The 14,954-nt window shown below is 48.9% G+C and carries 13 protein-coding genes; 4 read left to right on the forward strand and 9 right to left on the reverse strand.

The window, feature by feature from the left end; all coding sequences use genetic code 11:
- The 3 genes from VIM87_RS21310 to VIM87_RS21320 all read right to left on the reverse strand — a co-directional run.
- On the reverse strand, positions 1 to 804 hold an 804-nt coding region (locus VIM87_RS21310), incomplete at its 3' end, for a fumarylacetoacetate hydrolase family protein (RefSeq protein ID WP_331998960.1).
- 163 nt (positions 805 to 967) lie between these two features.
- Positions 968 to 1,720, reverse strand: coding sequence for a hypothetical protein (locus VIM87_RS21315; RefSeq protein WP_331998961.1), 753 nt, complete (start codon positions 1,718 to 1,720; stop codon positions 968 to 970).
- A 34-nt stretch (positions 1,721 to 1,754) separates the two neighbouring features.
- A complete protein-coding gene (locus VIM87_RS21320; protein ID WP_331998962.1) occupies positions 1,755 to 2,537 on the reverse strand; it encodes an SDR family oxidoreductase in 783 nt (260 codons plus the stop codon).
- Positions 2,538 to 2,649: 112 nt separating this feature from the next.
- Between VIM87_RS21320 and VIM87_RS21325 the strand changes: the two genes are divergently transcribed.
- The gene (locus tag VIM87_RS21325; RefSeq protein ID WP_331998963.1) at positions 2,650 to 3,354 is read left to right on the forward strand and encodes a M15 family metallopeptidase; all 705 of its coding nucleotides are present in this window, start codon (positions 2,650 to 2,652) and stop codon (positions 3,352 to 3,354) included.
- A gap of 534 nt (positions 3,355 to 3,888) precedes the next feature.
- Positions 3,889 to 5,622 carry a thiamine pyrophosphate-dependent enzyme gene (locus VIM87_RS21330; protein ID WP_331998964.1) on the forward strand — a complete coding sequence of 578 codons (1,734 nt, stop codon included), beginning with the start codon at positions 3,889 to 3,891 and terminating at the stop codon, positions 5,620 to 5,622.
- 173 nt (positions 5,623 to 5,795) lie between these two features.
- On the opposite strand, the gene VIM87_RS21335 is transcribed toward VIM87_RS21330, so the two are convergent.
- The 5 genes from VIM87_RS21335 to leuC all read right to left on the reverse strand — a co-directional run bounded on the left by VIM87_RS21335 (position 5,796) and on the right by leuC (position 11,554).
- On the reverse strand, positions 5,796 to 7,304 hold the full coding sequence (locus tag VIM87_RS21335) for a 2-isopropylmalate synthase (protein WP_331998965.1): 1,509 nt from the start codon (positions 7,302 to 7,304) through the stop codon (positions 5,796 to 5,798).
- Between the two features lie 149 nt (positions 7,305 to 7,453).
- Positions 7,454 to 8,533: a 3-isopropylmalate dehydrogenase gene (leuB, locus tag VIM87_RS21340; protein WP_331998966.1), complete on the reverse strand. Its 1,080-nt coding sequence runs from the start codon at positions 8,531 to 8,533 to the stop codon at positions 7,454 to 7,456.
- Between the two features lie 84 nt (positions 8,534 to 8,617).
- Positions 8,618 to 9,217, reverse strand: coding sequence for a 3-isopropylmalate dehydratase small subunit (gene leuD, locus VIM87_RS21345; protein WP_331998967.1), 600 nt, complete (start codon positions 9,215 to 9,217; stop codon positions 8,618 to 8,620).
- A gap of 3 nt (positions 9,218 to 9,220) precedes the next feature.
- Positions 9,221 to 9,967, reverse strand: a complete 747-nt coding sequence (locus VIM87_RS21350; protein ID WP_331998968.1) for a methyltransferase domain-containing protein — start codon at positions 9,965 to 9,967, stop codon at positions 9,221 to 9,223.
- Positions 9,968 to 10,156: 189 nt separating this feature from the next.
- Positions 10,157 to 11,554, reverse strand: a complete 1,398-nt coding sequence (gene leuC / locus VIM87_RS21355) for a 3-isopropylmalate dehydratase large subunit (RefSeq protein WP_331998969.1) — start codon at positions 11,552 to 11,554, stop codon at positions 10,157 to 10,159.
- Positions 11,555 to 11,944: 390 nt separating this feature from the next.
- On the opposite strand from leuC, the gene VIM87_RS21360 reads away from it, so the two are divergent.
- Positions 11,945 to 13,354: a hypothetical protein gene (locus VIM87_RS21360; protein WP_331998970.1), complete on the forward strand. Its 1,410-nt coding sequence runs from the start codon at positions 11,945 to 11,947 to the stop codon at positions 13,352 to 13,354.
- 53 nt (positions 13,355 to 13,407) lie between these two features.
- Complete coding sequence (locus VIM87_RS21365) at positions 13,408 to 13,971, forward strand: NADPH-dependent FMN reductase (protein ID WP_331998971.1); 564 nt, start codon at positions 13,408 to 13,410, stop codon at positions 13,969 to 13,971.
- Between the two features lie 206 nt (positions 13,972 to 14,177).
- On the opposite strand, the gene VIM87_RS21370 is transcribed toward VIM87_RS21365, so the two are convergent.
- On the reverse strand, positions 14,178 to 14,954 hold a 777-nt coding region (locus tag VIM87_RS21370), incomplete at its 5' end, for a hypothetical protein (RefSeq protein WP_331998972.1).

A 14,954-nucleotide genomic window follows, 5' to 3' on the forward strand; every position in this document is an offset into this window, starting at 1 on the left:
GCCCAGCTCCATTACATCACCTTCCTTAATATATACCTGCGGGTTCATACCCAGGCCTACACCTGCGGGCGTACCGGTTGAGATCACATCACCCGGCAACAGGCTCATAAACTGGCTCAGGTAAGATACCAGGAAAGGCACGCTGAAGATCAGGTTAGCGGTAGTGCCATTCTGCACCTTTTTACCGTTGAGGCTTAGCCAGATGCCCAGGTTATTTACATCCTTTATTTCATCTTTGGTAACCAGCCAGGGGCCCAGGGGCGCAAAGGTATCGGCGCTTTTGCCTTTAACCCACTGCCCGTTACGTTCCAGCTGAAACTCGCGCTCACTGTAATCATTATGCAGCGCATAACCGGCTACATAATCCATCGCATCTTTTTCTTCCACATAAGTGGCTTTTTTGCCGATCACTACAGCCAGCTCCACTTCCCAGTCTGTTTTCTTGCTGTTCTTAGGAATGATCAGGTTATCGTTGGGGCCTACCAGTGAGGACGTACTTTTGAAGAACACGATCGGTTCCGTGGGGATCTGCATATTGCTTTCCTTCGCATGATCGGCATAGTTCAGGCCAATGCAAATGATCTTGGAAGGCCGCTGTATGGGCGCTCCCAGGCGTGTATTATCCGGTACGCGGGGCGCTGTTCCACCATTGGCAGCCCACCATTTCGCCAGGCGTTCCAGCCCGTTGGTCTCAAAAAATCTTTCACCGTAATCTTCTCCGAAAGCGCTTACATCAAAGCTGCCATCTGCTGTAACTACACCTGGTTTCTCCTCACCCGGTTGTCCGAATCGTATCAGTTTCATTTGTAAATATTTTCCTGTTTAATATGCTGAATGCTTAATGCTGAATGCTAAACGCTCAATGCAGCGTAGAATAAACACTTTACCAAACATTCAGCGTTGGGCATTTTGCATTCAGCATTCCTCCCAATTCGTAATTCGTAATTGAATAATTCGTAATTGACTACTACTGCACTCTTCCCAGCTCTTTCAATATCAGCTTCGCATTCTCCACTTTTATATCCAGCACCGGATCAAATCCATCATCACGCTGCAAACCGAATATACAATGCTCGGGATCTTCTGTGGGTTGTATCTTAGGCGCATAACCACCGGGCACCTGCAGTGTTTTCCTTTCATTTAAACCGCCAAACTCTGTGTACAGCTGTACGGAATCTTTGCTGCCAGCAGGTTCCAGCCGCACAATAAAATCAGCAATGATCTTACCGGAGGTTACATTCTTTTTATAATGATCTGTTAGTTTTGATTTGTTGGTAGCCTTACCTAAGCCCAGCTCACCTTCTGCATAATGCCATACGGCTTCCGGTGGTGTGCCTACCTGGAAAATTTTCAGTCCGCCGTCTTCACCCTGGCTGGCGTGATAATAACGGGTGCCGCGGTTATTTTTTAATACGCCAATGTAACAGCTGGTGGGCTGGTCCCATACGGTGCGGTACAGGTCTTCTGAATCCATATCCTGCGCCAGCGGCAGCTCAAAAGATTTGTCGATTGTTTTATCGGCAATGGCAAAATGGATCTTTACCTTCGGCGTATCCGTATCCTGCTCAAAAGTTACCTGCACGGCGCCGGCAGGTTTTGCCGGTGTAAAAGCTGCGGCGGTGCTATCCTGGCTGCTGCCGGATTGTGTGCCGGCGCCACCGCAGGCCCACAGGCTGGTGGAGATCGCCGTTACTAAAATTACTTTGCTGAAATGTTGCATACTGTGATTGATATATCCTGCAATATAAGGGCTATCAGTTATTCAATTTTATAAAACCGCCGTCTATAGGGTAATCACAGCCGGTAATAAAACCAGCCTGCTCAGAGCACAGGTACAGCGCCAGCCAGCCTACTTCTTCCGGTTTAGCCATACGGCCGATAGGCTGTGTTTTGGATAATTTTTCAAACATCTCCTGTACATTATCCGGGTAGTTCTTTTGCAGGAACCCATCTACGAACGGGGTATGCACCCTTGCAGGCGATACGCAGTTGCAGCGGATATTATCATGTATATAGTCTTTAGCTACGGAAAGGGTCATGGTTAATACAGCGCCTTTACTCATGGAGTAGGCAAAACGGTCGGGAATACCCACGGTAGCGGCAATGGAGGCAACATTCAGGATAACGCCCCCGCCCTGCTGCTTCATGTGTTTGATAGCAGCATACATACAGTTATAGGTGCCTTTTACATTTACACTGAACACCCGGTCAAAATCCGCTTCGGCAGTGGTTTCCAGCTTACCTATATGGGCAATGCCCGCGCAGTTCACCAGTATATCTATACGGCCTGCACCGGCCTGTATGCTGTCGATGGTTTTGATCACATCGGCCTGCTGCGCTACGTTACAGCCATGCGCCTTTGCTTTGCCGCCGGCAGCTATAATATCGGCCACAGTGCCTTTACCGCCATCTTCATTCAGCTCTATAATGTGCACAAAAGCACCCTGCTCTGCAAAACATTTGGCAATAGCCTGGCCTATACCGCTACCGGCGCCGGTTACCACCGCCACCTTATTATCTAACCGAAATAAACTCATCTTCCCTTAGTTTTTTAAGGGTTCTAAAATACCTAATTTCAGCCGGGGTTTGCAATTGTTTTTTACCTGTAATGTATACTTTCTTGACTAATTTTAAGAAAACCATATAACGATGAGGGTATTTTTCTACAACTGGATTAGCTTATTGCTGTTAATAATACCAGGCTGGCATAGTTTATTTGCACAGCAGATACCCCTGAACCATTATGGTTTGCCGGTAGTGAACAGCGCAGCCCTGTACCGGCAGCAGGTAGCGGCAGACAGTAACCAGCAGCTGGTAGATGTGACCCGTTATATTCCCGGCATTCATACGGATGTGCGTTATGCCACCACCCACAACTTTACACAACAGGTATTATACCCGCATCCCAGGGTTTTATTACGCCTTCCGGCTGCCAAAGCCTTAAAGGCCGTGCAGCAGCAGCTAAGCGCCCGCGGACTTGCCTTAAAAATATTCGACGCTTACCGGCCCTATGCCGTTACTGAAAAAATGTGGACCATTGTACCCGATGACCGCTATGCGGCCGACCCGCGCAAAGGCAGCGGGCATAACCGGGGAGTGGCCGTGGACCTTACCCTCATACGAAGATCCAGCGGGGACACCATTCCCATGCCTACCGGCTACGATGATTTTACAGAAAAAGCGCATTACAGCTACCAGCCTGCCGATACCGCTGTACTGGCCAACCGCGCCCTGTTACGCCGCATCATGGAGCAGCACGGTTTTACTGCCCTGGAAACGGAATGGTGGCACTTTTACCTCTCTGATTATAAAAAATACCCTTTGCTGGACCTTGGTTTTGATACCTTCCGCTAACCCATAAACTTTCCAAGCTTACTGTTCTGTTGGCGCACCTACCCTTGCGCAACGGCAGCCTCATGCCCGTTAATCAGCTGGCAGCTGAGATATGTAAACCGAAAGCAGGATCACTACCGGCTGCTGTAAACCTTAAACCGGATTATTTAGTCCGTGTGTAAATTATTCCCTAAACAAGCTATCTTATATCTATAGATAACCCGTAGATAAGCCCACTCTTTTAAGGGTGGACTTATGGAGGGCTTACATACGGCTTACAGAGGGCTTATAGGGGGCTTATCTCTTTTCTGCAACCGGATGCAAAAGCTATCAGATACGGTAAATGAACGGCATTTTTATAGCCATCAGCTATACGATAAACATCCTTTTTTAAGGTTTTTTTATAAGAACAGCACAAAGCAGGAACAAGATTTGTAACTGAGCTTATAGAAGCTACGGTTAGCGGACCGGGCTGTAAAACACTAACTTTACCATTCAGATTTACCCCATTTCGAAAAACCATATTTATTCTTTTCATTTTAAAACCAAGGAATCATGAGAAAAGTAGCAGACCAGGTAGTGGACATGCTGATAGCAAACGGCGTAAAAAGGATCTACGCTGTGGCCGGAGACAGTTTAAATGAGCTGAATGATGCTGTGAGAAGAAATGGCCAGATCAAATGGATCCATGTACGGCATGAGGAAGCGGGCGCTTACGCGGCGGCCGCGGAAGCCGAGCTGGAAGGGCTGGCTTGTTGTGCAGGCAGCTGCGGACCGGGTCATGTGCACCTGATAAACGGTTTATACGATGCACACCGTACAGGCGTGCCTGTTATAGCCATTGCCTCCACCATTAATACCCCGGAATTTGGTACAGATTATTTCCAGGGTACCAATACCATTAAATTATTTGACGATTGCAGCTGCTATAACCAGGTGGCCAGCACTCCCGCACAAGCCGCGCGTATGCTGCAAAGCGCCATACAGCACGCCATTCACCATAAAGGGGTAGCAGTATTCGGGTTGCCGGGCGATGTATCGGCCATGGCGGCGGAAGAAAGTATTACCGCTATGCAGAATTATAGAAGCGATACGGTGCTGCGGCCTGCAGATCATGAGCTGGAAAGCCTGGCCGGCCTTTTAAATGAAAGCAGCAAAGTAACTATCTTTTGCGGCGTGGGCGCAGCTGCTGCGCATAAAGAGGTGGTGGAGCTGGCCGGCAGGTTACAGGCGCCGGTAGGTTACTCTTTCCGCGGTAAAATGGGCATACAGTATAACAACCCTTATGAGGTAGGTATGACGGGTTTGCTGGGCCTCCCCTCGGCCTACCACAGTATGCACGAAGCAGATGTGGTGTTGCTGCTGGGTACCGACTTTCCCTACACACCGTTCATGCCGGTGAAGAACAAGATAGTACAGATCGATGAAAAGCCGGAAAGGCTGGGCCGCCGCGCTAAGCTGTCAATGGGCCTGTGCGGCAACATTAAGGATACCCTGCGTGCGCTGATGCCCCATCTTACCCCTAAAACAGATGATCACTTTTTAAAGGTACAGCTGGAGCTGTATGATAAGGTAAAGGAGCACCTGCAGAAATTTGTAAAAGAAACCGGCACCAATAATAATATACAACCTGAGTATGTAGCCGCTACGCTGAACGAGCTGGCTGCCGGTGATGCCATTTTTACCATGGATACCGGCATGTGCTGCGTATGGGGCGCACGCTATATAACAGCTACGGGCAAACGCAAAATGCTGGGATCTTTTAACCACGGCTCTATGGCTAATGCCATGCCTATGGCCATTGGCGCAGCGCTTACCTATCCCGGGCGGCAGGTATTTGCCTTGTGCGGCGATGGCGGTTTATCCATGCTGCTGGGCGACCTGGCCACCATACGCCAGTACAACCTGCCTGTTAAGCTCATAGTTTTCAACAACCGCGCATTGGGTATGGTAAAGCTGGAAATGGAAGTACAGGGCTTACCGGATAATGAAACCGATATGGTGAACCCGGATTTTGGCGTAATAGCCAGGGCCATGGGTTTCAAAGGTATTACGGTACACTCGCCGGAAGGCGTGAAAGGTGCGCTGCAAACCGCTATTGACGATGAAGGCCCGGTGCTGGTGAATATTATGACCAATCCCGCGGCGCTGGCCATGCCGCCCAAAGTGGAATGGGAGCAGGTAAAAGGCTATGCCCTATCCATGAGCAAGCTGATACTGGGCGGACGTATGGACGAAGTGCTGGATACCGTGAAATCGAATTATAAACATTTAACGGAACTGTTGTAAAGCTGAAAGCATAAAGCACAAAGCTGAAAGCATAAAAGCGGAGCCGGTGCATTTTACAGGTGCACCGGCTCCGCTTTTTATAGATGGGCCATTTGCTTTATGCTTTCTGCTTTACGCTTTATGCATTATGCTTTCAGCTTTCTGCTTTCTGCTTTCTGCTTTACGCTTTCGGCTTAATAGATCTTATTCAGCGCATCCACATACGCATTCACAGAGGCGCTCACAATATCCGTAGAGTAGCCGAAACCGTAGTACGACTGCCCGTTGTGCTTAACGCGCATATTCACCTTGCTTACATCTTCACTGCCGCCGTGCATAGCCTGTATACTAAATTCATCCAGGTCAATATCATCTTTAATGATCTCATGAATAGCATTAATGGTAGCATTTACCGGACCATTGCCTGCAGCGCTGGCCTCTTTCTCAGTACCATTGATCTTCAGCTTCACGGTAGCCATAGGGCGCAGCGGATCGCCGCAAACCACCTGCAGCAGGGTTACCTTAATGGCCTGGTCATCACTGTAGTTCTTTTCATCGCCATCACCCATCAGCTGCTGTAAGTCGGCATCGCTGATCTCTTTTTTCTGATCGGCCATAATAAGGAAGCGCTGGTATACTTCATCCAGGTTGATCTTATCCAGCTTATAATCCAGGCGTTGCAGGTGATGCTTTAACGCATGGCGGCCACTGCGCGCGGTAAGGATAATGGAGTTGGTAGCCAGCCCCACATCTTCCGGGTTCAGGATCTCGTAATTCTCGCGGTGTTTGAGCACGCCATCCTGGTGAATGCCGGAGCTGTGTGCAAAAGCATTGCGGCCTACGATGGCTTTGTTCGGCTGCACCGGCATACGCATCATGGTAGATACCAGGTTGCTGATGCCGTAGATCTGTTTGGAATTGATACCGGTATGGTATCCCAGGGCATGATGCGTTTTCAGGATCATGGCCACTTCTTCCAGCGAAGTATTGCCGGCGCGTTCGCCAATACCGTTAATGGTGCACTCTACCTGGCGGGCGCCGTTCATTACACCGGCAATGGTGTTGGCAGTAGCCAAACCAAGATCGTTGTGGCAGTGTACGGAAATAATGGCTTTATCTATGTTGGATACATGATCCATCAGGTACTTGATCTTTGCGCCATACTGGTCGGGCAGGCAGTAGCCATTGGTATCCGGTATGTTCACAACCGTAGCGCCGGCAGCTATCACGGCTTCAACCATGCGGGCCAGGTATTCATTATCCGCACGGCCGGCATCTTCCGCATAAAATTCAATATCGTCCACAAATTTGCGGGCGTACTTCACCGCATCTACTGCACGTTTCAATATATCTTCCCGGGTGCTGTTGAATTTATATTTAATGTGCATATCCGATGCGCCGATACCGGTATGAATGCGTTTGCGTTTGGCAAAGCGCAGGGCATCTGCTGCGGCATCAATATCCATGGTATTGGCACGGGTAAGCGCGCAGATCACCGGCTCTGATACGGCCTTGGAGATCTCTACCACGCTCTGGAAATCGCCCGGGCTTGAAATGGGAAAACCTGCTTCAATAACATCCACACCCAATGCCTCCAGCTCTTTCGCCACTTCTATCTTTTCTACGGTGGTTAACTGGCAGCCTGGCACCTGTTCCCCATCCCGCAGGGTAGTATCGAAAACGTATACACGATTTTTATCCATTTTATATGTAAGTTTAAGTTAATTACGAATTGTTCAATTATGAATTACGAATTGGATACTCCGATTAATAGTGTTCATCAGAGATAAGCGATAAACCAGCCTTACGATCTATTCAATTCGTAATTGAATAATTCGTAATTCGTAATTCTTTAGTTCAGGTTCTCCAGCACCTTTCCTCCCATTGCATCCGTACCCATGATCAGGGCATTTTCCGTATGCTTATTGGCTATATCCATAGTGCGGTAACCCTGGCGCAGCGTAGCTTCTACAGCTTTGATCACGCGCTGGGATTCCGTTTTTAATCCAAAAGAAATATCCAGCATCAGCGCTGCAGATAATATGGAGGCCAGCGGGTTGGCAAGCCCTTTACCGGCAATATCATGTGCAGAACCATGTATAGGCTCATAGAACCCGGTGCTGTCGCCGACAGAGGCAGAGGCCAGCATACCCATGGAGCCCGCTATCTGTGAGGCTTCATCGGTCAGTATATCGCCAAACAGGTTGCCGGTCACTACCACATCAAAGCGTTTGGGATCTTTGATCAGCTGCATGGCGGCATTGTCAATGAACATATGTTCTGTTTCCACATCCGGGTATTCCTTAGCTACTTCCTGTACTACCTCGCGCCACAGGCGGCTGGCTTCCAGTACGTTTGCCTTATCTACAGAACATACCTTATTGCGGCGGGTGCGGGCGGCTTCATATGCTTTGCGGGCTATACGCTCTACTTCATAACGGTGATAGATCATCAGGTCGGAAGCAGTATTACGGTCTGCCGTGCGGTTCTTTTCTCCAAAGTATACGTCGCCGGTAAGCTCGCGGAAGAACAGGATATCGGAGCCGCGCAGTATTTCCGGCTTAATGCTGGATGCTTCCAGCAGCTCGTCGAACAGCTTTATGGGGCGCAGGTTGGCATACAGGCCCAGCTCCTTGCGGATCTTTAGCAGGCCCTGTTCGGGGCGTACCTTCAGTGTGGGGTCGTTATCGTATTTAGCATGACCGATAGCGCCAAACAGGATGGCATCGCTTTTCCTGGCTTTTTCCAGTGTTTCGTCGGGCAGCGGGTTGCCGGTGGCTTCTATAGCCACATGGCCCATAATGCCTTCTTCAAAAGTGAATTCGTGTTTGAAGTTTTCTGCAATAGCAGACAGTACTTTTTGTCCCCAGGCGGTTACTTCCTGTCCTATGCCATCTCCCGGAATTACCAGTATCTTTTTAGCGACACCCATGTGGTTTTGTTAGGTTATTAAATTTGGTTTTGTAATTATATGCAAATGTCCTGCTCCATAACGGTGCAGGACATTTGATTAGTATCAAAAGTTAAATTCCCTGCTGACCTCATACGCCTCAATATTGCTGCGCAGGCTCAGGAGATAGTCAATATCATCATACCCGTTGATGAGGCAGGCCTTTTTGTACGGGTTAATATCAAAACCTTCCTGCTCACCCGTGGCAACGATCTTAATGAACTGCCCTTCCAGGTCCACTTCCAGCTTGGCCTGCGCATCGGCCTCAATGGCTTTGAATATTTTTTGCAGGAACGCATCACTTACCTGGATGGGTAAAATGAAATTGTTCAGCGCATTGTTCTTAAAAATATCTGCAAAGAAGCTGCTCACTACCACTTTAAAACCGTAATCGCCCAGCGACCAGGCAGCATGTTCCCGGGAGGATCCGCAGCCAAAGTTCTTACCGGCCACCAGGATCTCACCTTTATATAAAGGATTGTTCAGCACAAAATCCGGCTTGGGCTGGTTGTTGGCATCAAAGCGCCAGTCGCGGAACAAGTTCTCTCCAAAACCTTCCCGGGTGGTGGCTTTCAGGAAGCGTGCCGGGATGATCTGGTCTGTATCAATATTCTCGATCGGTAAGGGTACCGCTGTGGAAATAAGATGTTGAAAATTCTTTTTCATTAGTTAATGTTTTACCGCCGCTATTCTTAACCGCACATAATCCGCATACCACTTGCCATCCCGGAAGTGGGTAGCCCGCAGGCTTTCCTGCGCCTGCTGTAAAATGGCTGTACGCGTTGCAGCCGGTATATTTTCAAAAAAGTGATCGCCAAACATATCAAACCAATCAATAATGCCATTCTCCGGGTCGGCCAGCTCCGTGGTACGGTCAAAATAAAGCGCCTGCCGCACCTTAAAACCATACTTTTCTAATATGGAGGCATACTCGCCTACAGAGGGAAAATACCAGAACGGTGCATAACTATACCCGTGCTGCTGCATGGCCTGTTCCAGCGCCTGTAGCAGGCTGGCTACATTGCCCTGTGCCCCCATTTCCAGTATCAGGCGGCCACCGGGTTTTAAGTGCTGGTACATGCGGGCAGCTACGGCCTCTTTATCCAGCATCCAGTGCGGGGCGGCATTGGAAAAAATAGCGTCGTATTGTTTGGGCAGGGAAAAAGAAGCGGCATTGGCCACTACAAAATCCAGCTGCGGAAAGTTGCGTTGTGCGCTCTCTATCATGGAAGCGGAAGCATCCAGCCCGGTTACCTGTGCGCCGCTTTCCGCCAGCCTGGCGGTAAGCTCGCCGGTGCCGCAGCCCAGGTCCAGGATCTGTTCGCCGGCCTGCGGTTGCAGCCATTCAATAAGGCTGTTGCCGTATTGAAAAACAAAGGCGTAGTTGCTTTTATATAAGTTTGCGTTCCAGGACATTTGATTTTAGATTTACGATTTACGATTTTAGATTTGGGAAGTTTTACACTACCACTGGGTCTAAGATCTTAAATACTATTACACTTATATCTGTTCATTACCTCCTTTACGATCACCTGATTTACGATTTTAGACCTCCTTATTGAACTATTTCCCAAAAATCTAAAATCGCAAATCTAAAATCGTAAATCACACCATTTGACGCACATCCATCACCTTCCCGGTAATGGCCGCTGCTGCTGCCGTTAAGGGGCTGGCTAAAAAGGTGCGGGCATTAGGGCCCTGCCGGCCTTCAAAGTTGCGGTTTGAGGTGGAGATGCAGTACATACCCGCCGGCACCTTATCCTCATTCATGCCCAAACAGGCGCTGCAACCCGGTTCCCGTAAGTGGAACCCCGCTTCCTCAAAGATCTTATCAATCCCTTCTTTCTTGGCCTGTGCCTCTACCTGCTTGGAGCCCGGCACTATCCATACCACTACCCCGCTGGCCTTGTGCTTGCCTTTCACAAAATCGGCCACCATACGCAGGTCTTCAATGCGGGAGTTGGTACAGCTGCCAATAAATACATAATCTACCTTTTTGCCCAGCAGCGCACTGCCCGGCTCCAGGGCCATATAATCCAGTGATTTTTTGAAGGAGGGTCTTTCCTGTGCTTCCAGCTGTTCCAGTGCCGGAATGTGCTGGGTAACGCCCATGCCCATACCGGGATTGGTGCCGTAGGTGATCATGGGCTCAATATCCGCGGCATCAAAGGTGAGGGTGGTATCAAACACCGCATCTGCATCGGATTGCAGGGTTTTCCAGTAGGCCAGGGCTTTATCCCAGTCGGCCCCTTTGGGTGCAAACTCACGGCCCTGCAGGTAGCTGAACGTAGTATCGTCCGGGGCTATCAGGCCGCCACGGGCGCCCATTTCAATGCTCATGTTGCAGATGGTCATACGCGCTTCCATGCTCAGGCTGCGGATGGCCTCCCCGCAATACTCCACAAAATACCCGGTAGCGCCGGATGCGGAGATCTTAGAGATGATATAGAGGATAATATCTTTAGATACCACGCCTTTTTTCAGCTGGCCGTTGATCTCGATCTTCATGCGTTTGGGACGGTACTGCAAAATGCACTGGGTGGCCAGCACCTGCTCAACCTCGGAAGTGCCAATACCAAAGGCAATAGCGCCAAAAGCGCCGTGGGTGCTGGTATGGCTATCCCCGCACACGATGGTCATACCCGGCAGGGTAATGCCCAGCTCAGGCCCTATTACGTGCACAATACCCTGGTAAGGGTGGCCCAGGCCGTACAGCTCCACGCCAAATTCAGTAGTATTTTTGGTCAGCATCTCCACCTGGTGGCGGCTCAGCGCCTCCTTAATGGGCAAATGCTGGTCGATAGTAGGTACATTATGATCTGCTGTAGCCCGGGTCTTTTGCGGGCGGAACACCGGGATACCTCTCTTACGCAGCCCGTCAAACGCCTGGGGGCTGGTTACCTCGTGAATAAAGTGCGTGTTTATGTACACGGCATCCGGAAATCCCGGTTTACTCACCACCACGTGGGCATCCCATATCTTATCAACCAATGTTTTTCCCATCCTGATCACTTTAAAACCATTTCCCGTGTATAGCTGCCCGTTATTTTCCTGGCGGAAAGCCCGTTTTGTTAACGCGTAAATTGGTCTTTGTTAAGTAATTTTATGCTTCCTGTTAGTTTATATCTCCAAATCTAATGGTCAATAGTTAATTGCCATATCGTTAAATTTGGTATAATTACGATCTTTAAGGTGAAATGAAAACCATTATTTACTTGAAAAACAATTACTTATAAGACTTTAATAACGATGCCCAACAGTCAGCATGACGCGCTATTCATATTAATAAAAACGCTTACAAAAGCAGAAAAAAGGAATTTCCAACTGGCTTTTAATAAAAACAACACGAAAGAGGATGTACTCTTCATCCAGCTATTTAACACCCTGGACAAAATGAAGGACTACGATGAAGAGCAGATCCTGAAGAAGATACCGGCCATTAAGAAACAACAGCTCAGTAATGTAAAAGCCCATCTGTACAAACAATTGCTTACCAGCCTGCGCCTGCTGTTCAAACAAAAAGACCCGCTGATTGACCTGCGCGAGCAGCTGGATTATGCCCGGGTGCTGTATAACAAGGGGCTGTATACCCAAAGCCTTAAGCTGCTATCCCGCGCCAAAAGCATGGCCACAGAGCAGGAAGAGGTAATGCTTACCTACGAAATTGTGGAGTTTGAGAAGCTGATAGAATCCCGTCACATCACCCGCAGCCTGGAAAACCGGGCCGAGGAGCTGAGCGAGGAATCACGGGTAATAGAGCAGCAGCTCTCCAGCATAAACCGCCTCAGCACCCTTTCACTGCGCCTGTACGGCCTGTACCTGAAGCTGGGCCATGCCCGTAATGAGAAGGATGCGGAAATGGTGAAGCGCTTTTTTGAAGAGAACGCCCCCCAGCTCGCCAAAACGCACATGAGCTTTTATGAGAAGATCTACCTGTACCAGGCCTACTGCTGGTATTACTATATTCTGCAGGACTTTGTAATGTACTACCGTTATACGCAGAAGTGGGTGAACCTGTTCAAGGAATACCCCTCCCTGCTGAAAACGGATGTGGACATGTACATTAAAGCCATGCACAACCTGCTCACCGCGCACTTTTACACCATGAACGATGAAAAGTTCACCGCCGTGCTGCAGGAAATGGAAGATTTTATTAACGATAACCAGGAGAATTTCAGCGAGAACACCCGTACCAATGCCTTTGTGTACCTGTACACCGCCAAAATAAACCGGCATTTCCTGGAAGGCACTTTCAGCGAAGGGCTTTGCCTGGTGCCGGAGCTGGAAGAGCGGATTGCCGAACACCAGCTGAAGGTAGACCAGCACCGCGTACTGGTATTTTATTACAAAATAGCCTGCCTGTACTTTGGCAGCGGGGATAATAACAAGGCCATTGTGTACCTGAATAAGATCATTCATCTGCGCATAGGCGCCCTGCGGGCGGATATACAGTGTTTTGCCCGCATTCTGCACCTGATAGCGCATTATGAGCTGGAGAACTACGGGCTGGTGGAGTACCTGATAAAATCGGTGTACCACTTTATTGCCAAGAATAAGGATCTGGGGCAAACCATGGAAGAGATCCTGAAGTTCCTGCGCAAGAATATTTACGCCCATCCCAAGGCCTTACGCAGCGCATTTGCCGACCTGAAGGAAAGGCTGGTGCAGATCTCCAGGAACCCGTATGAACGCCGCTCGTTCCTGTACCTGGATATTATAAGCTGGCTGGAGAGTAAGATAGAAGGCGTACCGGTGCAGGAGGTAATTAAGCGCAAGTTCCTGAAAAAGGAGCCCAGGATCTAGGCAAGTTTACCGGCTTTCATTATCTTTAGCGCATTGAAAAACCAAACCTTATCATGTCTGAAAAACAATTTCGCGTTATTGCTATTTCCGGCAGTTTACGCCACGGATCCTACAACACAATGGCCCTGAAAGCGGCACAAAAACTAGCCCCTGCAAATATTACCATTGAACAGGAAAGCATCAGCGATATTCCCTTTTATAATGCCGACCTGCATTCAGATGGGTTTCCGGAGAATGTGGAACGCCTGGTAGCAAAGATCAAAGCGGCCGACGGTGTGCTGTTCGTATCCCCGGAGTATAATTATTCTATTCCCGGCGCATTGAAAAATGCCATAGACATGCTCTCCCGCCATCCCAACAAACCGTTTGATAACAAGGCTGTAGCCATAATGGGCGCCAGCATGGGGCCATTAGGTACGGCACGCATGCAGTATCATTTAAGGCAGGTAATGGTGTATTTAAATGCTTATGCCGTAAACCGGCCGGAAGTAATGATCGCCGCTGCGCAAACTAAGTTTGATGAAGATGGTAACCTTACAGATGAAACAGCGAAGAAGTTAATACCTCAATTGCTTACAGCGCTCACAGAATTAAGCAAGAAGCTGAACGGAGTATAGTTTTTGGGCCCATGGTCGATGGTCGATGGTCCATTGCCTACTCCACGGTTGAAAGTATACGCGGTATTGCCATAAACCAATATTTCGCGGACCATGGACTTTCTATTTACGCTATTTACTTTTCACGTACACTACCGAAACGCACCAGGCTATGGACTACGGACTATGGACCATCGGCCATGGACTGCAGCAGCGCCCTCCGGGCGCTACTGCACCTGCTCATACATTGGCTCATACTTATAAAACCGCGCTGCAAATAATACAAAGGCAGCTACCTGCATGCCTATAATAGCCCAGCTATATAAATATCCCAGGGTCATAAACAGCAGCACACAAAATACCCCGAACACCCAGCGCAGGTATTTATCCTGATCCAGCCGGGGAAAGTAAAGCAAACAACGGAACAGCGGCAGCAGCGATGCGCCAAAAGCCAGCAGCAGCAACCAGTGCCAGCTGTTATACGGTAACGTATGTACGATGAGCAGGCCAAACTCCGGCAGCAATAAACAGCTGTAGGTAATACATAACATGCCATACCGTTTCCAGATTGGTATGGGCAGGTGGCGGGTGAAAGCTAAATACTGATCATCAAAATGCCGGTGCTCAAATACCAGGATGCTATGCAGCAGCAGGGAAACCAATAAGCCGGTTAATACCACCCGTATATCATACCCATCATCCATAAAACCAAAAGTTGCGATCAGTATTACACACGACAATACTTTTACGATCAGCAGCGTGCGCGTACGGCTGGTAGCCAATTCATAAATGTAGTATAACGACAAAGGTTTATGTACCCGGCGATTGAACCATTGGATCCAGCGGTGATAAAAAAATACGGCGCCGGGTTGTTGTATCAAACGGTGATATACAAATACAGGCAATAAACACATCAGCACATTAAAGATCAGCAGCACGGCCACTACTCCGTAATATCCTTTAAAACCTGCCACTGCTGCGGCCAGTAAGCTGTACACCAATAC

The sequence above is a fragment of the Chitinophaga sp. genome, assembly GCF_036569125.1.
GTDB lineage: Bacteria > Bacteroidota > Bacteroidia > Chitinophagales > Chitinophagaceae > Chitinophaga.